General features: G+C 59.9%; 15 protein-coding genes. 7 read left to right on the top strand and 8 right to left on the bottom strand.

Annotated elements, in window-relative coordinates:
• The first annotated feature begins 5 nt into the window (after positions 1–5).
• The 7 genes from AACV31_RS10555 (at position 6) to AACV31_RS10525 (ending at position 8,618) form a co-directional block, all read left to right on the top strand.
• On the top strand, positions 6–353 hold the full coding sequence (locus AACV31_RS10555) for a DUF4186 domain-containing protein (protein WP_007761281.1): 348 nt from the start codon (positions 6–8) through the stop codon (positions 351–353).
• Positions 354–484: 131 nt separating this feature from the next.
• Positions 485–1,927, top strand: coding sequence for a GGDEF domain-containing protein (locus AACV31_RS10550; protein ID WP_165154000.1), 1,443 nt, complete (start codon positions 485–487; stop codon positions 1,925–1,927).
• Positions 1,928–2,151: 224 nt separating this feature from the next.
• The gene (locus tag AACV31_RS10545; RefSeq protein WP_165154336.1) at positions 2,152–3,144 is read left to right on the top strand and encodes a GGDEF domain-containing protein; all 993 of its coding nucleotides are present in this window, start codon (positions 2,152–2,154) and stop codon (positions 3,142–3,144) included.
• Positions 3,145–3,213: 69 nt separating this feature from the next.
• Positions 3,214–4,185: a sensor domain-containing diguanylate cyclase gene (locus AACV31_RS10540; RefSeq protein WP_165153998.1), complete on the top strand. Its 972-nt coding sequence runs from the start codon at positions 3,214–3,216 to the stop codon at positions 4,183–4,185.
• 87 nt (positions 4,186–4,272) lie between these two features.
• Complete coding sequence (locus tag AACV31_RS10535; RefSeq protein WP_165153996.1) at positions 4,273–4,800, top strand: GNAT family N-acetyltransferase; 528 nt, start codon at positions 4,273–4,275, stop codon at positions 4,798–4,800.
• A 117-nt stretch (positions 4,801–4,917) separates the two neighbouring features.
• Positions 4,918–6,369: a tagaturonate reductase gene (locus tag AACV31_RS10530; RefSeq protein WP_165153994.1), complete on the top strand. Its 1,452-nt coding sequence runs from the start codon at positions 4,918–4,920 to the stop codon at positions 6,367–6,369.
• A gap of 269 nt (positions 6,370–6,638) precedes the next feature.
• A complete protein-coding gene (locus tag AACV31_RS10525) occupies positions 6,639–8,618 on the top strand; it encodes an autotransporter outer membrane beta-barrel domain-containing protein (RefSeq protein WP_165153992.1) in 1,980 nt (659 codons plus the stop codon).
• Between the two features lie 65 nt (positions 8,619–8,683).
• On the opposite strand, the gene AACV31_RS10520 is transcribed toward AACV31_RS10525, so the two are convergent.
• From AACV31_RS10520 to AACV31_RS10485, 8 genes are all read right to left on the bottom strand, one after another.
• Positions 8,684–10,324, bottom strand: coding sequence for an alpha,alpha-trehalase (locus AACV31_RS10520; RefSeq protein ID WP_032806507.1), 1,641 nt, complete (start codon positions 10,322–10,324; stop codon positions 8,684–8,686).
• A 145-nt stretch (positions 10,325–10,469) separates the two neighbouring features.
• Positions 10,470–12,677, bottom strand: coding sequence for a glycoside hydrolase family 2 protein (locus AACV31_RS10515; protein WP_165153990.1), 2,208 nt, complete (start codon positions 12,675–12,677; stop codon positions 10,470–10,472).
• Positions 12,674–15,358, bottom strand: a complete 2,685-nt coding sequence (locus AACV31_RS10510; RefSeq protein ID WP_165153988.1) for a hybrid sensor histidine kinase/response regulator — start codon at positions 15,356–15,358, stop codon at positions 12,674–12,676. The genes AACV31_RS10515 and AACV31_RS10510 overlap by 4 nt, the downstream gene beginning before the upstream one ends.
• Complete coding sequence (locus AACV31_RS10505) at positions 15,355–15,792, bottom strand: globin (protein WP_015741278.1); 438 nt, start codon at positions 15,790–15,792, stop codon at positions 15,355–15,357. The genes AACV31_RS10510 and AACV31_RS10505 overlap by 4 nt, the downstream gene beginning before the upstream one ends.
• Complete coding sequence (locus tag AACV31_RS10500; protein WP_007761256.1) at positions 15,789–17,186, bottom strand: DUF3131 domain-containing protein; 1,398 nt, start codon at positions 17,184–17,186, stop codon at positions 15,789–15,791. Before AACV31_RS10500 ends, AACV31_RS10505 begins: the two co-directional genes overlap by 4 nt.
• Positions 17,171–18,721, bottom strand: coding sequence for a DUF3131 domain-containing protein (locus AACV31_RS10495; RefSeq protein WP_165153986.1), 1,551 nt, complete (start codon positions 18,719–18,721; stop codon positions 17,171–17,173). Before AACV31_RS10495 ends, AACV31_RS10500 begins: the two co-directional genes overlap by 16 nt.
• The gene (locus AACV31_RS10490) at positions 18,718–20,058 is read right to left on the bottom strand and encodes a DUF3131 domain-containing protein (protein WP_165153984.1); all 1,341 of its coding nucleotides are present in this window, start codon (positions 20,056–20,058) and stop codon (positions 18,718–18,720) included. Before AACV31_RS10490 ends, AACV31_RS10495 begins: the two co-directional genes overlap by 4 nt.
• Positions 20,055–21,869 (bottom strand): glycosyltransferase family 2 protein, encoded by a 1,815-nt coding sequence (locus tag AACV31_RS10485; protein WP_015741274.1) that lies wholly within the window; start codon positions 21,867–21,869, stop codon positions 20,055–20,057. Before AACV31_RS10485 ends, AACV31_RS10490 begins: the two co-directional genes overlap by 4 nt.
• Positions 21,870–21,989 lie beyond the last annotated feature (120 nt).

Genomic DNA, 21,989 nt, shown 5'->3' with positions numbered 1-21,989 from the left:
GCCGTATGGATGCGCTGTTTGCGCGACTGAATCGCTCCGCCTTTCGCCGCCGTTTTCATCTCGGCGTGAAAGAGCGGCAATATTGCATGGATAAAGGCCCGGAGGTGATTGACCAGCACGCCGCGGACTTTATCGCGAAACGGCTGGCGCCCGCCGAGCCCGCTAATGATGGCAAGCAGACGCCGATGCGCGGGCATCCGGTTTTTATCGCCCAGCACGCTACCGCCACCTGTTGCCGGGGGTGTCTTGCGAAATGGCATAATCTGCCTGCGGGCGTCGCGCTCAGCGCCGCGCAGCAGGCCTATATCGTTGCTGTTATCCATCGCTGGCTGGTGCAGGAGATGAACCGCTAAACGACGGCGTGATTTTCCACCCGCGCGCTCAAACACCGCCAAATTTGTGTTTAAAACGTGTTAAGCTTATTGCCATTCCGTTATCCCGGCGCCGTCTCTCAGCCGCCGCCCGCAGCCGTAAGCGATAGATTATGTTTAACCAGGCGAAGTTGGCTGGTTTTCGCGAAGAAAACATGTTGCTCAACGCATCCCTCCTTTTTCTTCTGACCACGCTGTTTTATTTCGTGGGCGCGATGATGCGCCTGATTGAGCCGCTGTCGCTGTTCTGGCCGCTGAACGCGGTTATGGCGGCGGTCTTCGCGCGTTACCCGTTCCTGAATCGCACTGGGTATTACGCCATCTGCTATGTGGCGATGCTGGCCTATGATGCGATGACCACCAACTGGGGCGCGGCTTCGCTGCTTATTAACTTCTCCAATATGGTGTTTATCATCACCGTGGCGCTGCTGCTGGTGCGTGATAAACGGCGCGGACCCGCATTCGCAAGGCCCGTTAACGCGCTGCGGCTCTTTAACTATTGTCTGCTGGCGGCGCTACTCTGCGGCTTTTTTGGCGCGATGGGGAGCCTCAGGATTAACGATCAGGGCTTTCTGCCGCTCCTGTGCGACTGGTTTAGCGAGCAGTTCTCGACGGGCGTCCTCCTGATGCCGTGGATCTTAACGCTGGCGCGCCCGTCGTGGCCTGCGCGCGTGAAGCCGGAAGCCCTCTGGCCGCTGCTGGCACTGGTGGCGTCGCTTGCGGCCTCGGTAGTGATTGGCGGCGCGGGCTGTCTGGCGTTTCCGGTCGCGGCGCTTATCTGGTGTGCGGTGCGCTACCCGCTCAACGTCACCTGTTTCTTAACGCTCTGCACCGGCGTGCTGCAAATTATTCTCGTGAGCTATGGGATCATTGAAATCAGCTCCGCGAAGCTTTCTGTCGGCAGCCAGATGTTTTCGACGCGCCTGGGCGTGGCGACCATCGCTATCTGCCCGGCGATTGTGGCGGTGAGCGTCAGCGCCATTAACTCGCTGCTGGCGCAGATCTCCCGGCGCGCCAATTACGACCATCTCACCGGCGTTTATTCCCGCTCAGGGCTTTTCGAGGCGCTGGCGCGCGATGATAACAATCCAGCGCTCGCCGGGCGGCCGCTGTGCGTGATGCTGATGGATCTCGATCATTTCAAAAGCATTAATGATAACTATGGTCATGAGTGCGGCGATGCGGTGCTGGCGACCTTCGGGGAGAAACTACGCGAGCTGACGGGCGACGCCGGGCGCGTGGCGCGTATGGGCGGCGAAGAGTTCGTGGTGGTTTGCCCGGATATGACGCTCGACCGCGCCTGCCAACTGGCCGAGACCATTCGCCAGCAGGTGGCCGGTGAGCCCGTTGTCTGTGAAGGGCAGACGCTTTCTTTCAGCGTCAGTATCGGCCTTGGCTATGAAGCCGCGCCGCAGGATCGCGTAAGCGACACGTTTACGCGCCTGATGCGCGAGGCGGACAGTTTGCTGTATCAGTCCAAACGAGAGGGGCGCAACCGGACATCGGTACACGATGAGCATCAGCCGACGCTGCGTCTGGCGCAACATTTGTCATAACGTTATCGTAACGATCCCGTGACCATGTCGCGTGAATAACATATTGAACTGCCGTTTCTTTTCAGAATGTGAGCGATTGTTTCCGCGAGCGCTTTAAAGTACTTGCCGCCAGGATCCTGGGTTACTAAGATGGCTGGGTTTCGTCACCGGATACTGGTATGAAGAGCGCATCTGAGCAGCTAAACCGTCATCAGCATTCCTCCGCGCTCAGGTTCGTCAGGCGCATGTTTTTTATGCGCCAGCTGGGCACCACGCTCTGCTTCATCCCGCTGTTCGCGCTATTACTGGAGCTTCAGCGCCCGTTATGGGCGCAGGCGCTGCTGGCCGCGAACGCGTTTCTCTGGCCCTGGGCCGCGCGTTACCGCGCGCGCCGCAGCCGTCACCCCGCGCGCACCGAACTGCAAAACCTGCTGGCGGACGCGGCGGCGGGGGGGTTCTGGATAGCCCAGACGGCGCTCTCGCCGCTCACTTCTGTTGCGATCGCCACCATTTTGCTCTCCGACAGGCTCGCGGCGGGCGGTTTCCCGCTGATGCGCCAGGCGGCGGGCGTCATGACGCTAATGTTCGGCGCCACCTGGTTTGCGCTCGGGTTGCCGGTGCACCTGGCCGTCTCTTCCCGCACGCTTTACGCCACGCTGCCGCTGATCTCCATTTATGTGCTGGCGCTCAGTATGGTAAGCCATGCGCTCTCCGCGCACCTGAGGGAGAAAACCCGTGAGCTTGAGCGTTACGCCAATACCGATCCGCTGCTCAATATTGCTAACCGGCGCAGGCTTGAACACGACATTGATGCGGCGCTGCAACGTTTTCACAAACATGAACAGCCCGCGGCGCTTATGTTTATTGATATTGATGATTTTAAAGCCGCGAACGATCGCTATGGTCATGAGGCGGGAGATCAGCTGCTGGTGACGTTTTCTGAGATCCTGCGCGAGGCGACGCGGGCGGGCGATACGGTGGCGCGCTTTGGCGGCGATGAATTTGTGGTGCTGCTGCCTGATACTTCCTTTGGCCGCGCCTGTGCGATAGCCGATCGCATCATGGCGCAGGCCGCGCAGATGAACGTTTTCCCGGACAGCGCGTTGCGCTGCACGCTCAGTATTGGTATCGCGCGCGCCACGGCGGACATGCGCGGCGCGGCGCAGTGGCTGAAAGCGGCGGACGACGCGCTTTACAGCGCCAAGCGCGAAGGTAAAAATCGTATTTACGCGCTTTGACGGCGGCGGTCTCTTTGCCTGATGCCGGATACGCTATGCTTCAATTAAACAGTGCTTACAGGTTGCGCAATGAAAACACCCGATATCCCGGTTAATGAGCAGGCGCGTCTTCAGTCCCTGCATGATTCTGGCCTGCTTGATGCGGCGCCGACAGAGCGTTTTGACCGTCTTACCCGGCTTGCGAAGCGCCTTTTTAACGCCCCGGTGGCGTTGATCAGTCTCGTCGATCAGGAGCAGCTCTGGTTCGCCTCCTGCGATGGCGTCGAGCCCAAGCCTATTCCCCGCAACGTCTCGTTCTGCGGCCATACGATTTTAAACAACGCGCCGCTGATTATCACGGATGCGCTGAGCGATGAACGGTTTCACGATAATGCGCTGGTAAACGGCCCGCCGCATATTCGTTTTTATGCCGGTTGCCCGGTGCAACTGCCCGATGGCGCCACGGCGGGTTCGCTGTGCATTATCGACACCGAACCACGCGAATTCAGCGAGGCTGACACGCTGCTGCTGCGCGATCTGGCGGCGATTGTCGAAGATGAGTTTATGGTGCTGAGTGTGGCGACCATCGACGATCTCACCGGGCTGCTGAACCGTCGCGGCTTTACCTCGCTTGCCGGGTACGCCTTCTCTACCCACCGGCGTCGCAGCGAGCCGATGTCGCTCGGCTTTATCGATCTCGACCATTTCAAAGAGATTAACGATACCTGGGGGCACGCGGCCGGGGATGAAGCGTTAAACGCGATGGCGATGCTGATGAAAAACGCGTTCCGCGACAGCGATCTCCTGGCGCGGCTCGGCGGCGATGAATTTGTGGTGCTGTTTAACGATACCGACGATAAAGGCGCGTGGATTGCGATGCAGTATCTGGTCGAGCAGACCGACGCCTTTAACCGCGAGAGCGGCAAACCGTGGCGGCTCGGCCTTTCCTGGGGCGTGGTGCAGTTTGATGAAGACAAGCATCGCGATCTTGCCGGGCTGCTGAAAGGGGCCGATAACGAGATGTACCAGATGAAAACCACCCACAAGCGCGCCGCAGGATAAGATTTTCCTCTGACGCGTTGCGGCCTTTCTCCGCCATGATAGGGAATATCTGATAACCCTTTGATAAATCCCCATGGCGGAGTACCAATGACCCTGGCGTATACCGTTCGTCGCCTCAGCGCGGCGGAGATCCCCACCCATCTTGATTCCCTGAGCGATGTGCTGACCGACTGCGTGGAAGGCGGCGCGTCCGTCAGTTTCATGCTGCCATTCAGCCCCGAGAAAGCGCGCGCGTTCTGGCTTGATGTCGCGCAAAGCGCGGCCCGTGATGATCGCCTTGTGCTGGCGGCGTTCGATGAAGAAGGTAAGCCTGTCGGCACCGTACAACTGATCCTGAGCCAGCCGGAAAACCAGCCGCACCGCGCGGATGTCTCGAAACTGCTGGTCCATCGCCGCGCGCGTCGCGCCGGTATCGCCCAGGCGCTGATGGAAACGCTGGAAAGCGAGGCGCGTAAAGCCGGTAAAACGGTGCTGGTGCTGGATACCTCCACCGGCAGCGATGCCGAACGATTTTATTCACGCCATCAATGGGAAAAGGCTGGCGTGATCCCGAATTACGCCCTGTTGCCGGACGGCAGTCCCTGCGGCACAACTCTTTTTTTTAAGCAGCTATAAAATTTTTTAATAAATCAGCTCAGTTTGATCGAAACGGGGTTTCATTAATGGTTGTTCTGATAGCGTGGAGGGCAGTTTCAGTCAGCGTTCTGCTGTTAATCCATCAAGGAACCCATTGTGAAAACATTGAATCGTCGTGATTTTCCCGGCGCGCTCTATCCGGAGCGCATCATCCAGTTCGGTGAAGGGAACTTCCTGCGGGCTTTTGTCGACTGGCAGATTGATCTTCTCAATGAACATACCGATCTGAACGCCGGGGTGGTCGTGGTGCGTCCTATCGCCAGCGATTTCCCGCCGTCGCTCAGCACGCAGGAGGGTCTGTATACCACGATTATTCGCGGTCTGAATGAGAAGGGCGAGGCGGTGAGCGAGTCGCGACTTATTCGCTCCGTGAATCGTGAGATTGCCGTTTACGGTCAGTACGACGAGTTCCTGAAGCTCGCGCATAACCCGGATATCCGTTTTGTGTTCTCCAATACCACCGAGGCGGGCATTAGCTATCATGCGGGCGATAAATTCGAAGACGCTCCGGCGGTAAGTTACCCGGCGAAACTCACACGCCTGCTGTTCGAGCGTTTCAGCCACTTTAACGGCGCGCAGGATAAAGGCTGGGTGCTTATTCCGTGCGAGCTTATCGACTATAACGGCGAGGCGCTGCGTGAGCTGGTGCTGCGCTATGCCCGCGAATGGGCGCTGCCTGCCGCCTTTACCGCCTGGCTTGAGAGCGCCAATACTTTTTGCTCGACGCTGGTTGACCGTATCGTTACCGGCTATCCGCGCGATGAAGTGGCGCAGCTTGAGGAGAGCCTCGGCTATCACGACGCGTTTCTGGATACCGCCGAACATTTCTACCTGTTTGTGATACAGGGGCCGCAGTGGCTCGCCCGCGAGCTGCGTCTCGATAAACTCCCGCTCAACGTGCTGATTGTCGATGACATCAAGCCGTATAAAGCGCGTAAGGTGGCGATTCTGAATGGCGCGCATACCGCGCTGGTGCCGGTCGCTTTCCAGGCCGGGCTCAATACGGTGGGCGAGGCGATGGATGACGCGCAGATTTGCGCGTTCGTTGAGAAGGCCATCCATAACGAGATTATCCCGGTGCTGGATCTGCCGCGCGACGAGCTGGAATCCTTTGCCGATGCGGTGGTGAGCCGTTTCCGCAACCCGTATATCAAACATCAACTGCTCTCTATCGCGCTCAACGGCATGACCAAATTCCGCACCCGTATTTTGCCGCAGCTGCTGGCGGGGCAGGCGCAGAAGGGCACGCTGCCGCCGCGTCTGACGTTTGCGCTGGCGTCGCTTATCGCGTTTTATCGCGGCGAGCGCAATGGCGAACGCTATCCGCTGCAGGATGACGCTCACTGGCTGGAGCGCTATCAGCAGCTCTGGACGAAACTCGGCGATAACACCATTACGCTGCGCGAGCTGGTGGACGCGGTGCTGGGAGATAGCGAGCACTGGGAGCAGGATCTGACCACCGTACCGGGGCTGGCGGAGCAGGTGACGCGCGATCTCGACGCTATCCTTACCCAGGGGATGCGTCACGCCGTCGCACCGCTGTGCTGATACGCGAATAATGTCAAAACCGAACCCGGCGGCTGCCGGGTTTTTCATAGATCATTCATTTTAGTTACAACATTCTTTTATTGATTTTAAAAACCTGAACGTAAGCGTCAGCTCTCTGTGCCGTCCGGCAAAATGAAAAGGGCAAACCGTCACATTCTTCGCGCAGACTCTCAATTCCAGGCGTTATCCGGGTGCGCTTGCAGAAACGCTCTACACTCTATAACGCATGACTTTCTTTCGATATTGACCTCTGAAACGCAGGAGCGCGTATGTCTTTTCCACTCTCTGGTCTTTCTCTGCGGGTAGGGCTGGCTCTGGGCTTAGCCTGTGGCGTTGCCGCGCCCGCCGCCGCCTGGGATAACCTCTATGTCTTTGGCGATAGCCTGAGCGATACCGGCAACAATGGCCGCTACACCTTCGACAGCAGCAGCAATTCGCTGTATGACGAAATCCTCGCGAAAAAATATGGCCTCACGCTTTCGCCGTCTGACCAGGGCGGCAATAACTACGCCGCAGGCGGCGGTGTTGCGGTGCCAACGCTAGGCGCAGACAACACGCAGGATCAGGTGCAGCGCTATCTAAGCCAGACCAATGGCCGGGCGGATGGCGACGGGCTGTATATTCACTATGTCGGCGGCAACGACCTCGGCGCCGCGGTATTGCAACCGCTACAGGCGCAGTCCATCGTGACCGGCAGCGCCACGGCGGCGGCCTCACAGGTGCGCACGCTCTTAAACGCGGGCGCCGGTACGGTGATTGTGCCGACGGTGCCGGATGTCTCCGCCACGCCAACGTTAGTCGAAACCGTGATTCAGCTGGGAACCGCCGGTAACAGCGCCGCGTTACAGGCCGCGTTCGCCTCGCTCGGGAGCGCGCAAACCCCGACGCTCGCCGCGCGTCAGGAGGCGATCCGCAACGCATTCTACGCGGCGGCGGGAGAAGTGAGCCCGCTTCCGGCGCTGCAACAGGCCCTTGGCGATGCGCTTTACGCCGCCTATGAGACAGCCGCCGAACAGGTCTCGGCGTTAAGCCAGCTCTATAACACCACCGAAGAGCAGGCTCTGGTTGCGAACGGCGGCGGCAATATCGTGCGCGCCGACATCAACAAAATCTTCAATGAAATTCTCGCAAACCCGGCGCAGTTCGGTATTACCAATACTGCGGGTATGGCCTGTCCGCCGGGGCTTTCCTCCGCTGACTGTACCTCATCGAGCGCCGGGTTTAACGCCAGTCAGGCGTGGCTGTTTGCCGATCACCTGCATCCAAGCCCGCAGGTGCACCGCCTGATGGCGGATTATATCCAGTCGATCCTCGCCGCGCCGTCACAGGTCGCGCTGCTTAACAAGGCGACAGCCGCGCAGGTGCAGAACAGCCGCGCCACGCTCGACAGCCGTTATCAGCAACGCCGTAGCGAACAGGCGGAACAGGGCAGCGCTGGCGTCTTTGGCGGCTACAGCGGCGAATATGCCCGCTACACGAAGAACGAGACCGGCGACGGCAGCGCCAATACCAATAATCTGACGATCGGCGCGGATTACCGGGTGACGGAAAACTGGCTGGTCGGCGCGCTGATTGCAGGCTCGCTCGATGACCAGCGCCCGACCGATAACCTGAGCTTTGACGCGCGCGGTTATCAGGCGGCGCTTTTTACCGCGGTCGATTTCGGGCCGGGATGGGTTAATGCCGACGTCCACTGGCTGAAGGGCGAATACCGCAATATTCAGCGCCGCGTGGAGCTCGGGCCGCTGACGCGCGTCGAGACGGGTGAAACCGACGCTAAACTCTGGGGCGCGCGCCTGACCGCCGGGCTGGATCTGCCGGTGACCCGCGCGCTGACGACCGGGCCGGTGGTGCAGTACGCGTGGGATTACAGCCATGTGGATGGTTACAGCGAAGCGGGCGACGACAGCACCGCGATGCGCTTTCGCGATCAGAACTTCCATTCGCAAATCGGCAGCGTCGGCTGGCGTCTGGATGCCGATCTCGGCATGGTGAAACCTTACGCGCAGGTCGATTACAAGCATCAGTTCGGCGATTCCGTTTGGCGCGGACAGGGCGGGCTGAAGTCCACGTCGCTCACCTTCAGCCGCGACGGCGCGGAAGATGACAAAAACTGGATGGATATCACCGCAGGGGCCAGCGTCGCGCTGAGCAGCAACGTGTCGGCGTTTGCGGCGCTGTCGCAAACCGCCGGGCTTAGCAGCGGCGAGCAGACGCGCTATAACATCGGCGTCAGCGCGTCGTTCTGAGTCGATTCACGCCATAAAAAAGGGCAGCCGTCGGGCTGCCCTCTGTTTTTTACCCAATAAGCCGGTTACGGCTCGCCATACAGCGAAATCAGGCGGCGCGTTACGCCGTTAGTCCAGCCGAAGCCGTCCTGCAACGGGTATTCGCCACCGCCACCAGGGCGCGGCGAATAATCGGCGATATGGTACTTCTCAATGAGTTTGTGGTTCTCGTTGTAGAATCGTTTCACCGTACGCAACCAGTTATTGGCGATAATATCCGCCAGCGCATCGTCGCCATAGTTTTTCAGGCCCTGAATGGCCATCCACTGCAACGGCGCCCAGCCGTTCGGTTTATCCCACTGCTGTTCCGTTTCCACTTCCGTGGTCAGAATACCGCCCGGCGAGAGCAGGCGTTCACGCAGGTTCACCGCGATGCGTTCCGCCTGCGCATAGCTGGCAAGGCCGACGTAGAGCGGCACCACGCAGGCGGCGGAGAAGGACGCCAGCTGACCGCGACGCCAGTCGTAATCGCGGAACGAGCCCATCTCGTTATCCCACAGGTAGCGGTTAACCGCTTCGCGGCGGTCAATGGCCTTTTTACGAAATACCGTCGCGGTCACCGGATCGCCTTTAAGCTGCGCGATATTGGCGATGGCGGTTTCCAGCTTGTAGATAAACGCGTTGAGATCCACCGGCAAAAAGTGCGTGGTGCGAATGCTCGCGAGCCGGTCGGCGTCGCGCAGCCAGCGGGAAGAGTAGTCCCAGCCGGAAGCCGCGCCCGCACGCAGGTCGCGATAGACTTCATTCGCCGGTCGCCCGGAAAGCTTCGCGGTTTCCACATCCTCGCGCCAGGATTCGTCTCGCGGCGTATCGCGGTCATCCCAGTAGCGGTTCAGCAGCGTGCCGTCCGCCATTTTCACCACGTGGCGGAAGGCCTGACCGGGTTCGAGGTTTTCCGCGCCATCCATCCAGAACGCGTATTCCATCAGCAGATGATCGAGATAGCGCCGCGCGCCGCGCACGCCGTCCTCTTCGAACAGTTCGACCATCAGCGCGAACACCGGCGGCTGCGAACGGCTCAGATAATAGGTACGGTTGCCGTTCGGGATATGCCCGTAGTTCTCAATCATCCAGGCGAAGTTATCCGCCATACAGCGCAACATATCGTGGCGGCCGCTTTCGGCAAGGCCGAGCATCGTGAAATAGGAGTCCCAGTAATAGGTCTCCGTAAAGCGCCCGCCCGGCACGATATAGGCCTGGGGCAGGGGCAGCAACGAGGAGTTCTCCAGATGCTCATGGGGCTGGCGCGTCAGGATTGGCCACAGGCTGTCGATATGTTCAGTCAGCGTCCGGTTAGGGTCCGAGACATACGGATTAGTATTGATAACCGGAAAGTAAAAGTGTTCTTCGACAAAACGGCGCAGGTCGAAGCCCGGCAGGCGTTTCGCCTGACGATAGTTCATCAGAATGGTCAGCGGCGATACTTTCGGCGCGCAGTCCGGGAACGTTTTACTGTCCGCAAAAATACGGGAGGCCTGAACATGCTCAAACAGCTCTAAATAGCGGTCTGCCGGCGTCAGCGCGTCCGGGGAGGGCATCCCCTCAATGGATTCAGGCTGCGGCTCGACATCGCGGGTCTCCGGGATGAGTTCACCCGATTCAGGGTCCATGCGCGCCTTTTCAGCTAACTCCTCTGTAAAAGGTAAGCGTGTTGTCTGTTGAAACATGCTAATACGTACCTCCAGAGCGGCTTTCGTTTCAGATTCTGTAAGTTTAGCAAATCGTTATCGCTCTTTAACCGGACGGTAAAGAGTTTAAGAAGAGACTGAACGCCGCAAGGCGTCCAGTTATCCGTACAGTATGCGTAACGCCTCAGGGCGCAATAGTGGTCTCGTAAAAGTTACGACCCACCATTTTGCCTTGCGCATCAAGGATTTCGTACTCAATGCGCAGCGCGCCAGGGGCGGAGGGAGTGAACGTCAACCGGGCAACCTGGCGGCCACTGTCAGGCGGGAGGGTCATCGGTTTGCTCTCTTGCTGCCCGGTATTGCCGGGCGTTTTCACGCGCCAGCGCAGTGTACACCCGTCGCAGGCTGAAAAACTATCATTTATCGCCCACAAATTAACCACTCCGGGGGCACCGGCGCGCCAGTTTAGGGTTACCGGCTCGATAGACGGCAGAAGCGGCTGATACGCGCGTTGCAGCGCGTAGTAACCGGCTTTTGGCTGGCGCAGATAATCCACCACGCCCCAGTTAATTGACGGCCAGGTTTCGACAAACATAAAGTGGAACAGGGCGGTCACCGGTTGATACCGCTGGCGACGATAGCTTTCCGCCGCCATACCCACCAGATCGGCCTGGTATTTCTGGGTGTTATGGATGAATTCTTCCATATTCTCACCACGTGGGATCTTCGCAAACCCAAAGGTCTGGAACGGCTGGAAGTTATGGTATTTCCAGACGGTCCAGTCCGGATCGTCCGCTTTTGTCGTGGCGGGCCAGAGTTTGTCGGCGGGGATAATCGTTTTGAGCGTGGAGAGTTTCGGCAGCGCCTGCGCGCCGAACTCGGTGATGATGCCAGTCTTTGCTGGTTGCAGCACATCTGTCATTACGCCGAAATACCAGCCCTGCCAGTAGTGTTCTTCCACCGCCGAGAAACGATGCACGATGCGGCTGCTATCCTTTGCGAGCGCGTCGGCCACGCGTTCCGTCAGCACGCGGTTGAGATCTTTATGCCAGTCCGGGAAGCGCTTTTCCATCCACGGCGAGTTCCACGGCGGCTCATTATGACCACCCCAGGCGATAATCGCAGGCGAGTTACCGATCTGCTCGGTCATCTCCAGACTCTGACGCGCGGCGTTATCGGCGAATTCGGCGCTGTCGTTATAGCCCCACTGGAGCGGCACGTCCTGCCAGATCATTAACCCCATTTCGTCGGCCATGCGATAGAGCGGGCGGCCCGCCACGTGACCGTGCACGCGAATGGCGTTGGCGTTCATTTTCAGCGCCAGACTGATATCGCGGCGGTATTTTTTCTCATCCATTTCGCTCAGCCACGGCGAGCCGATATAGTTGCTGCCCTTGATAAAAATCCGCTTGCCGTTCAGCATCCAGCCCCGGTTATCCGGCTGCTCGATAATCTGACGCAGGCCGGTGCGGCTTGTGATGCGCTCCATCTCGCCCTGGTCATCGCTGAACGTGGCGCTGACGCGATAAAGGTGCGGAAAGCCGTAGCCATTGGGCCACCAGAGCTGCGCGTTTTCCATCGGCAACGTGAACGTCAGGCGCTGCGGCGTGGCGCCGGTCGCCTCCAGACGCACTTTCTGCTTCTGCGTAAAGTGCGCGCCTGCAAAATTCGCCGGGCGGGCGCGCAGGGTTAACTCAGCCTCGCGCGCCGTAGGAGCGCGATAGACCAGCTCGACACGCAGCTGCGGTTTATCTAGCCCGTGTTGCCAGTCGGGGCGCAGGATAAGGTTATCGACCGTGACGCCGCGGCTTAAATGCAGCCGCACCGGCGCCCAGATCCCGCCGGAGTTAGCGTCCTGGCCGCGCGGCGACCACGCGCCGCCGGGGCGGGTATCGTGCTGATTCAGTACGCCTTTCACCATCGTTTTGTGCAGCGGCCAGATAGTCTTCGGATCTTCAAAGGGGCTGTCGACGCGCACCGCCAGCTTATTGTGACGTTGTAACTTATCGGTAATGTCATACGCGAAACGCTGGAAGTAGCCTTCATGCCTGCCGAGCGGCTGTTGGTTGAGCCAGGCGTCGGCGTAGTAGTCGACGCCGTCAAACACCAGCGTCGCCATGGTGTCCTGCGGTAACGGCGGCAGGGTGAATTCATGGCGATACCAGAGCACGCCCTGATGATCCCAGCCTGCGGTATACCAGTTTGACGGCACCTTTAACGTGCGCCAGTCGCGCACCGGCCCTTGTTGCCCCATAAACGCGGCATCATTGCCGTCATGGGCGCGCCAGTTGCCCGCGAGCGACCAGTTGGCAGGCACCGGCACCGACGGCGCCGGATTGGCGATGACCGCGCCGCTTGTCAGCATCAATAACGCACAGGCCAGACGTTTCATGAGCCCTCCAGCAGTTGAATCAGGAATTCACGCACGCGGCGCTGCTGCGTCCCGAGCGCCTGACGCCATGGCTCGCGCCGCGCCGACGGCGCGCCAGGCTCCTGGCTTTCTATCTCCAGTAAAAGCTCGGTCAGCCCGGTAAAGCCGAACGTCGCCGCTTCGCCGCGCAGCTTATGCGCCAGCCGGTGAGCCTGATCGCCGTCGCCTGCGGCAAGGGCGGCATCGAGCAGCGCCGCCAGCTCGTCAAAGCCTTCCGCAAACAGCCCAAGCAGCTCTTTTAACAGCCCCATATCGCCGTCAAAGGCGGCCAGCAGCTGCGCGCTGTCCGGCAGGCCTTCGGGCGGCGGCGGGGCGCTTTGCGGGGCGAAGCGCGACAGTTCGTCGGCAAGCGAGACCAGGGCCACCGGTTTTGAGAGATAGCCATCAAAGCCCATCGCGAGACAACGCTCTTTGTCGCCCTGCATGGCGTGAGCGGTCATCACAATCGCTATCTGATGCCCGCCGCGCAGCGCCTCTTCCTGACGCAACGCGCGGATCGCCGCCTCGCCATCCATGACCGGCATCTGCAAATCCATCAACAGAATATCCCAGCCGCCACGGCGCCACGCCTCCAGCGCCAGCAGCCCGTTATCAACCGTGACGCACTCATGGCCGAGTTTCTCCAGCAGGCGCACCGCCAGTAGCTGATTCACGGGGTTATCTTCGGCCAGCAGAATGCGCATCGGCGCGCTGTGCGCCAGTTCCGCGACCACGGAGGCCGCCGTTTTCACCGGCGCGGGTTTGGCCGGATCCGGGCGCAATGCCTCGCCAAGGGCGCGCGCCAGCTCCTGCTGATCGACCGGTTTATTGAGGTACCAGGCGATCCCGGTACGGCGTAGCGTCGAGAGATCGAGATCGCGGCTCATCGAGCTGAGCATAATGATTTTGCTGCGCGAGGCCTGCGGGAGGACGGAGATCTCCAGCGCCAGCGAAATGCCGTCCATTTCCGGCATCTGGGCGTCGAGAACGATCACCGGGAAATCGCTGTCGTTTTCCAGCAGCGCCAGCGCCCCGGCGGCGCCGGAGACGCAAACCGGGTTTAAGCCGAGCTGATTGAGCATCGCCTGCATCAGACGGCGGTTCGTGGCGTTGTCATCGACCACCAGCACCCGCTCGCCGTTGAAGTGCGTCAGCGGCTGGACTTCCGGCGTCGCCTGTTCGGCGCTGTGCAGCGGCAGGGTAAAGCTAAATTCGCTGCCCTGATTCGCCTCGCTCGCCACCGTCAGCTGGCCGCCCATCATCGCCACCAGTCGCGCGGAGATCGTGAGTCCAAGCCCCGTGCCGCCGTAGCGGCGTGTGGTGGACGTGTCCGCCTGGCTAAAGGCCTCAAAGATCACCTGCTGTTTTTCCGGCGGAATGCCGATACCGCTGTCGCGTACCCGAAAGCGCCATTCGCCGTCCTGCGCGGCCGGGGCGACGGCGAGCAGAATTTCGCCCTGCGGCGTAAATTTGAGCGCATTGCTGAGCAGGTTGGTCAGTACCTGGCGCAGGCGCACCACATCGACGCGCATCATCTCCGGCACGCGTTCATCCACCTCGACCAGCAGCTCTATCTGTTTTTCGCTCGCGAGCGGCATCAACGGGCGCACCAGCGACTGAATAAACGGCCGCAGCGCCACGTACTCCTCATGCAGCACAATTTTGCCCGCCTCGATTTTCGAAAAATCGAGAATGTCGTCGATGATATGCAGCAGCGACTGCGCCGAGCTCATCACCAGCGACAGGTATTCGCGTTGCTCGCCGTTCAGCTCGGTATCCAGGCAGAGCTGCGTCATGCCGAGAATGCCGTTCATGGGCGTGCGGATCTCATGGCTCATATTGGCGAGAAACGCGCTTTTGGCCTCATTCGCGGCGCGCGCGGCATTGGCCGCATCGCGTGAAATCAGCTCTGCCTCTTTACGGCGGGTGATGTCCTGAAGGGTGCCTATCAACCGCTCGATTTCGCCGGTCACCGTCAGCGCGATGATCTGCCCGGAGAGCAGCATCCAGAGCCACTTGCCGCTGCGGTGCTGCACGCGGATCTCGCATTCAAAGACCGGCATCTGATGTTCGCTGGCGCGCTGCATGGCGTTTTTCAGCAGATCCCGATCTTCCGGGTGGATCAACGACAGTAAAAAACGGCTGGTATGTTGCAGCTGGCCGCGCGGCTCGCCCAGCAGATTCAGAAACGCGTCGTTCAGGTGCAGGACATCGGTAGTGACCTGCCAGTCCCAGATGCCGATATGAATCGATTCGGCGGCCAGCAGGAAATCGTCATGCAGCAGCTGGCGCGAGCTCTGAACGGTATCGAGCGCGGTGATGTCAGTATGCAGGCTGATGATGCCGCCATCGGCGGTTCGCTGATGCTGGATAAAGAGCCGCCGTTCGTGTAGCTGGCGCACTTCACAGTGGCCATCGTGGCGGCAGTTGGCGAGCAGCGAGGCGATAAGCGTGTCGCGGCTGCGGCTGTCGGTCTGAAAACCTGTATTGATAAATTCCACCGCCAGCTCGCTTAAGGCCGCGCCCGGTACAAGATGCGGCCCGATGCCTGGATAAAAGCGGCTGACCTGAGCATTCCAGGCGACCAGCCGCTCGTTTTTATCGTAAAACAGCAGGGCGGCGGGCAGCGCATCAAGCGCGTCCGCGAAGGCGGCGCGGTTCATAACGGCGCCCCGGGCTGATAGTTCAGCTCTGCCTGGCGGCGCATATACTCAAGCCCCGGCGCTATCGTCATCGCCCAGGCGGTCAGTACCTCTTCATCGCAGTCAGGATCAAGCTCCGCCACGGTGTCGAGGATCGCGCGTCGCCAGTGCGCGAAAAAGTTGGGCGGCAGGCGTACGCCGTTGCTCTCCTGCTGGCGCGCCAGCCGTTCCAGAAAATCGGGCACCATCAGCACGCCGTCGACCATCAGCATCGCGAAAAAGCTTTTATAGACGAAATTACGCAGCAGCCGCGGCTCGACGGCCGCGAAGTGGTGCTCGGTTTCCGGCGTCATATGAATGAAGCGGGTAAAAAAGCGTTCAAAAAATGGCTGTTTGTCGTCGTCGGGAAACAGACGGCTGTAGCTTTCATCAAACAGATCCCGATAGAGCATCATGGGCGAACCTCCGGGCGGCTTTCGCCAGGCAGACACTGGCGCAGGGGGTTGAACACATCGCTCAGGCGGCGGCTGAAGTAGCTGCCGGGGGCGGGGGCGTCGCTTGTCAGCAGCGGTCCGCCGTTGGCTTTATAAAACAGCGCTTCCAGTACCGTCGCGTTGGTCGAGAGCGTCAGCGCCCGGTTATAGTCGCCGGTCGCCTCGACGCGGCCTTCATACCAGCCGCGTTTTTCGTCATACATCAGTCGGGTTGTCTGCATCAGCGCGTCGGTGTAAGGGGTATCCCACAAGACCCAGAGCGAAAACACCGCCTTGGTAGAGACCTGCGCGAGGCGTGGATACTCTTTGCCGTCGTCGCCAAGCGTGTTCCAGGGGTAGCCGTTGGCCCAGATGGTATCGGCGGCGTGCCACGGCGCATTGGCGAGATTGAAATCGGCGCGAGCGGTGAGAATGTTTTCCTGCTGCCAGCGGCTCTCCTGCGAGAGATAAACCAGCTTCGCGCGCTCGCGCAGGTTGTCGATTTTCTCACGATCGACGCCCGGCACTTCCCAACCAAACTCCAGCCCCGGCAGCGTGTACGGGAGGGTGGTGATAAGCGATGGCTGCCAGGTCGTGCGCGGGTCGCGGGCGTCCACCGGCAATGCGCGGTCGTATAAAATAACGTTCTGCGACGGCGGGCCCCAGGCTTTCGCGGGCTGGAATCCCCACAGGCTGAAGCCCGCGGCGGCGTATTCGCTTTCGCCCAGACGGATTTCATCGCGCGGGGCCAGTTGCCCGTTTTGCATCTGGGCGGCGTAAAGCGTGCCGTCTTTATCGATGACCGGGCAGAAATTCCAGCGCATCACCACGCGTTCCAGATATTCGCTGTACTGTGGGTGATATTGCGCCACCAGGCGCAGCGCCAGCATCAGACGCGCCATATCGCGCGCCGACCAGCCCATGACGCCCGGTTTGCCGGTAAAATCCACCATGGTGGGCGACCAGGTGGAATAGAGCCGGTTCGGCGTCTGACGGGCGGTGAGCGGCAGACGGTTCAGCGTGCCGAGAATGCGGGTTAGCCGGTCGTCGAACGTTTTTTCATCCACCAGCGCCAGCTCGCGCGCGGCGGTTAACGCAATCAGGGAGTCGCCTATCTGCCAGAGCGAGGCGACAGGGCGTTTATCGCTGCCGTTCACGAGGCCCGTCGCCTCCTGGGTGTTATTTTCAAAATAACGCCAGGCGATGGCGGCCCATTCGCGCTCCTGCGGGGTCAGCGCGCTGATGCGCGCCGAGGTGTGCCAGCCCCCGTGCGAGAGCCAGCGCCATCCCGCGCGGTCATCACGTAGCAGAAGCCAGGCAATCACCGCGCCCAGCACGGCGAGGATAAGTAGCAGGCGGCTTACTGTTTTAAGCATGTCGCGGTGACCGGTGGCAGTTTCACAGGTTCGTCCTCTTTACAGGTCGCGCACTGGCAGGCCTGACAGGTCGGCTTGCTGCGTATCGCCGTGCCGCTCTGCTGGCACCAGTTCTGGATGCCCGGCGTCATGTTGAGGAACGGACGGTTACGGCGGCTATTGTTATCCTCGAAGAGATCGACCAGCTTTTTCTCCCACAGAGACGGCGCGTAATTTTTATTTTTCGGATCGTCGGTATTAAAGCGCAGCAGCTTGCCCTGTTTTTTATAGAGCAACGCTTCGAGCATGATGCCGTTATTGTTGCCGGTAAACGCGTTGATTGGCCCGTCGCCATTCTCATAGATGCCTTCGTAAAAGCCCTGCTTCGGATCGTTGGCGTTCTCAATGGTTGTGAAAAGACGGTCAGTGTAAGGCGAATCCCACAGCACCCACATGCCGAGCGCCGCCTTGAGCGATACCGCCGCGACCTGTGGCACGTACTGGCCTTTGTCGGTGATGGTGTTCCAGTTAAAGCCATCGCTAAAGACGGTGTCGTAAACGAAGTACGGCGACTTATCGAGCTGATGCTCGGAGCGGGCGGTGAGCACGCCGGTGATGGTGTAGCGGTTCTCCTGCGCCTGATAAACGCGGTCGGCGAAGTTTTTCATCCACGGGTGCGAATAGTTGTTCGGACTGTCTTCGCGATCTTTAGCGGTATCCCAGCCCATCTCCAGCCCGTAGAGCAGGTATGACTCGGTCACGACGTAGTTATGCTGGCTGGTACGGCGCGGGTCGCGGGAGTCATACGGCACCAGCACACAGTAGATATCCGCCAGCGCGTAAGGCTCCGGGCGGCTCGCCTGACAGGTATTAAAGCCCCAGAGCTGATAGCCCGCCGCGCCATACTCCTCATACCCCAGTCGGCCCTCCTGGACATATTTGGGCTGGTTATTTTCCAGATAAGCGCCATACATGGTGCCGCAGGGATCTATGACGTTGGTGAAATCCCAGCCCAGCACGATGTTATCGACGCTGTTGCCATACTCCGGGTAGCGCTCTTTGACGTTTTTAAGCCAGATCAGCATGCGGCCGATATCCAGCGCCGAAAAGCCGATTTCGCCCGGTTTGTTCAGGTAGTTCACTTTCTGCGCGGTGATGGTGTTATAGGCTTTGTTGGGCACCTGGCTGCGGAAGAGATCGAGTTTATTCAGCGTGCCGAGCAGTTTAAGCATGCGGCGATCGAATTCCGCTTTATCAATAATCCCCAGTTCACGGGCGGCCACCATCGCGCCGATATAGGATCCGGTATCCCACATGGTGGTGGAGGGATATTGGTTGACGGCGTTGACCAGCCCGGTCGTCGGCTGATAGTTGACCACGAAATATTGCCAGGCGTTTTTCGCCATTTTCATTTCGCGATCGGTCAGCTCGCCATGACGCGCCGGATAGTCGTTCGCGGGCAGTTCGCCCCGGCCCTGCGCCGTCACCGTGCAGCCCAGCAGCAAAAAGAGGCAGGCGCAGAAGCGAATAAACAGGGGCAAAGATTTCAGACTCATGGCGTAACTCCCGCAGAAGCAGTGGCGGTGGAAGGCGTGTACTGGCATCCCAGACAGAGCAGTTGCCCACCCGTGATATAGGCAAGGCTCTCCAGTACCACCGCGTTGGTGTCGGCATCAATCACAGTATTCACGCTGTTATTTAAATTCAGACCGCGCTGCCAGCCTTTTCCCGGCACCAGGAGCGGCTGCACCTGCTGGCGCAACGCTTCGCTCCAGCCGTTGCGAAACAGCGCATACCAGGCAAAGGCCGAGCGGGTCGAGGTAATGGCCGTACGCTCCGGCGCGGTTTTGTCGTACGCGGTCTCGCCCGGTTCGCGCTGCGGCTGGCGCTCTGGAATCGCGGCGGCGTAATCAGGTGCCTGTTCGGCGTAATCGGTACTGATAGGCGGCTTGCGCACCCGCAGGCTGTGACGGCGTTGCTGGATCTGCATGATGCGCCACGCCACTTCACCGCTTTGGGCGTCAAAGCCCAGCTCAAGGCCGGTCAACAGCCAGGGGAGGCTCACCAGCGACGGCTGTTTGCCCCACGGGGTGCGCAGCCCTTCATCCGGCACCATGATCCCGTCGATATCGATCATGCTCTGGCCTTCCGGCGGCTGCGTGACGGCAAGCCCGGCCGTGGTGTTAATCAGGCGCAGGGTGTGGCTGGCGTAGGTGCGGTAACCAAAGCTGTCGCGCGGCTCGTCGGTCGGGATCACCCAGTGGCGTACCGCAAGCGCGGCGCTGGTATTTTTCGCCTGCACAAACAGCGCGTCGAGATCCCAGCGCGCCAGCAGCGCCTGGACGGCAGGCGCATGTTGCGGGTAGTGCCACAGCAACACCTGGAGCGCCATCAGCAGCCGTCCGGCGCCGACCGCGCTGCTTTCAGGCTTGCCCAGAATCTCCTGTTTATCGCCACGGTAGTAAGCGGCGGGCAGGCCGTTCGGCGTCAACGGCAACTCGCCCAGCGCAAACAGCGCCTGCGCCACGCGCTCGTCAAATTCATCGCGGGTAATGACATCCAGCCGGTAGGCAGAAACGGTCGCCAGCAGATAACTGCCGGTGCTCCAGAGGCTGAACCACGGCGCGCCGTCCTGGGCATTGACCAGCCCGTCGGGGCGCGTGTTATTGACGAAATATTGCCAGGCCACGCGCGCCCAGATGGCTTCATCAAAGGTGAGCGGGCGGGCATCGGGCAGCGGCGGGAAATCTGCGCTTAACGTAATGCCGCTGCTGCTCTCTACGCGCGTCGGCATCTGGCGTTCAACCCAGACCACTACCGCAAAGCCAATCAGAAACCCCACCAGAATGGTGATATAGCTGCGCGCGCTCAGCAGGGCGTCGGTCACTTTCATGCGCCGCTCTCCTCATCCGCCGGTTGCCACATGGCGGCCATGATCATGGGCAGCATGGCGGCGATATTCACCGCGCCCCAGAAGATATTAATCACATAGCCGGAAGGGTCATCCACCGCGCCGCGCGCCACCTGAATGCCGCCCCAGATAAGCCCGATTAACGTGAGCGCCACAATGGCTATCTGCGGCTTCACCAGGTAGAGAAACCGCCCGGTCTGACGCTCTTTAGGCGTCACGTGAAACTTAATCTGTTCGCCGCGCAGCACGGTATCGAGCGCTTTCAGGTTCATTGAGAAAAACGCCAGATACGAGGCGCGGCCATCCCACGCCGAAATCCCCCAGGTACCGAACATAAACGCCAGCTCCGAGACAATAAAAAAGGGCAAAAAGTGCAGATAGAAGGGCGTCGACCAGGCGGAGACGGGAGGGATGCCGGTGAAGAGATAAATCAGCGGCGAGATCAAAAACACCGTATTCCAGACGCAGGCCAGATAAGACCAGAACGTTGTGGCGTACATCAGCGTCTGGGGCAGCGAGAGCTTAAAGCGGCGGCGGCTGAAGATATTGTCGTGAAAGAGAATATCGAGGGAGCCCGCGGCATATTTAAAGCGCTGGATAATCCAGGTGAGCATATCCTGCGGCGAGAGCATTTTCGATTCGATACGCGGATGCATCACCGAGCGCCAGCGGCGCGCGCTGTCGCCATGCAGCACGATGGAGGTGTAGATATCTTCTGAAACGTGGAATTTATAAGGCGTCAGCTCGGTGTCATAGAGCACATGCGGGCGCATGGCGTCCTGGAGCGCTTCACGCATCGACGGGTCGCTGATATCGCGCGTGTGGCGGTCAATCTCTTCTTCCACCGTCCAGACATAACTGCGCAGCGCCGCCTGCATAATCGCTTCACGGCGGTGCACCGAGGCCGCGCCGCAGCAGAATGCCGCGTTCGCCCAGTTGCGGCGGCGCAGGATCACATCATAAAACATGCGCGGATCGTTAAAGAACGGATCGCGCCCGATAGTCACCGGGCCGACGATTTTCTCCGACAGCCAGCCGAGCGCGTAGCCCGGTTTACCCGCCTTACGCGACAGCCAGCGCGGCAGCCGCTCGCCTTCGGGTAAATCGAAAAACCATTGCGGCGTCTGCACCCAGGCGACATCCGGGTCGCGGAAATAACCGAGCGTATGCTCAAGCAGCGTAGGAAAGACGCGGGTGTCGGCGTCGCAAATCACGATAAAATCGCCGTCGGTCTGCTCAAGGCCGTTACGCAGGTTGCCCGCCTTAAAGCCGATATTGGTTTCGCGAGTAATGTAATTGACGCCTTCTTCCTCGCAGACCGCGCGCATCGCGGGCCTGCGCCCGTCATCCAGCACGTGAATACGGTAATCGAGCGGGCCGGGATAGCGCATCTTCAGCGCATCCTGAATGGAGAGCCGCACCAGCTCGACATCTTCGGAATAGGTGGCGATGAAAAGGTCGACGCGCACCGGTCGCGGCTCGGCCTGGTCTTGCGCATTCAGGCAGTCGTTAATATCCAGCGGCGCGGGTTGCTGGGGCGGATCGTCTTCACGCCACAGGTTGATAGTGAACAGCACCGTGCCAATCCAGGCGCAGGTTTCCGCAATGACCAGCGGCAGGGCGTACCACAGCGCATCCATGTTCAGCGATTCCATCCAGCGCCAGCGAATATAATTCGCGCCCAGCACTAATGCCGCGACGGACATTACCTGCCAGAGAATCTTCACCACGCGGGGCGTTTTTAACGGCTCCGGCGGTTTACGGTCTTCAAAACGGGAGAAATAAAAACCCATAGCGGCATCATCATCCAGACACAACAAAGACAGTGGCGGGAAATAATTATCAAAGGCAACTATTCACCGTCAGCGAAATATCTCTGGCATAGCAGTGCATTCGTTTTAAGTTTATGAAGT

The sequence above is a fragment of the Cronobacter sp. EKM101R genome (genome assembly GCF_963888145.1).
In the GTDB taxonomy this organism is placed as follows: Bacteria; Pseudomonadota; Gammaproteobacteria; order Enterobacterales; family Enterobacteriaceae; genus Cronobacter; species Cronobacter turicensis.
Note: the sequence above shows the minus strand (reverse complement) of the source record. Positions and strands in the feature narration are given on the sequence as shown.

Coding starts and splice junctions, on each gene's coding strand:
- AACV31_RS10505 (WP_015741278.1), bottom strand. CDS start 15,792: ATGATGCTCTATCGGGATCTGTTTGATGAAAGCTACAGCCGTCTGTTT.
- AACV31_RS10535 (WP_165153996.1), top strand. CDS start 4,273: ATGACCCTGGCGTATACCGTTCGTCGCCTCAGCGCGGCGGAGATCCCC.
- AACV31_RS10520 (WP_032806507.1), bottom strand. CDS start 10,324: ATGTTTCAACAGACAACACGCTTACCTTTTACAGAGGAGTTAGCTGAA.
- AACV31_RS10555 (WP_007761281.1), top strand. CDS start 6: ATGGATGCGCTGTTTGCGCGACTGAATCGCTCCGCCTTTCGCCGCCGT.
- AACV31_RS10485 (WP_015741274.1), bottom strand. CDS start 21,869: ATGGGTTTTTATTTCTCCCGTTTTGAAGACCGTAAACCGCCGGAGCCG.
- AACV31_RS10495 (WP_165153986.1), bottom strand. CDS start 18,721: ATGAGTCTGAAATCTTTGCCCCTGTTTATTCGCTTCTGCGCCTGCCTC.
- AACV31_RS10515 (WP_165153990.1), bottom strand. CDS start 12,677: ATGAAACGTCTGGCCTGTGCGTTATTGATGCTGACAAGCGGCGCGGTC.
- AACV31_RS10550 (WP_165154000.1), top strand. CDS start 485: ATGTTTAACCAGGCGAAGTTGGCTGGTTTTCGCGAAGAAAACATGTTG.
- AACV31_RS10540 (WP_165153998.1), top strand. CDS start 3,214: ATGAAAACACCCGATATCCCGGTTAATGAGCAGGCGCGTCTTCAGTCC.
- AACV31_RS10500 (WP_007761256.1), bottom strand. CDS start 17,186: ATGCTTAAAACAGTAAGCCGCCTGCTACTTATCCTCGCCGTGCTGGGC.
- AACV31_RS10490 (WP_165153984.1), bottom strand. CDS start 20,058: ATGAAAGTGACCGACGCCCTGCTGAGCGCGCGCAGCTATATCACCATT.
- AACV31_RS10545 (WP_165154336.1), top strand. CDS start 2,152: ATGTTTTTTATGCGCCAGCTGGGCACCACGCTCTGCTTCATCCCGCTG.
- AACV31_RS10510 (WP_165153988.1), bottom strand. CDS start 15,358: ATGAACCGCGCCGCCTTCGCGGACGCGCTTGATGCGCTGCCCGCCGCC.
- AACV31_RS10525 (WP_165153992.1), top strand. CDS start 6,639: ATGTCTTTTCCACTCTCTGGTCTTTCTCTGCGGGTAGGGCTGGCTCTG.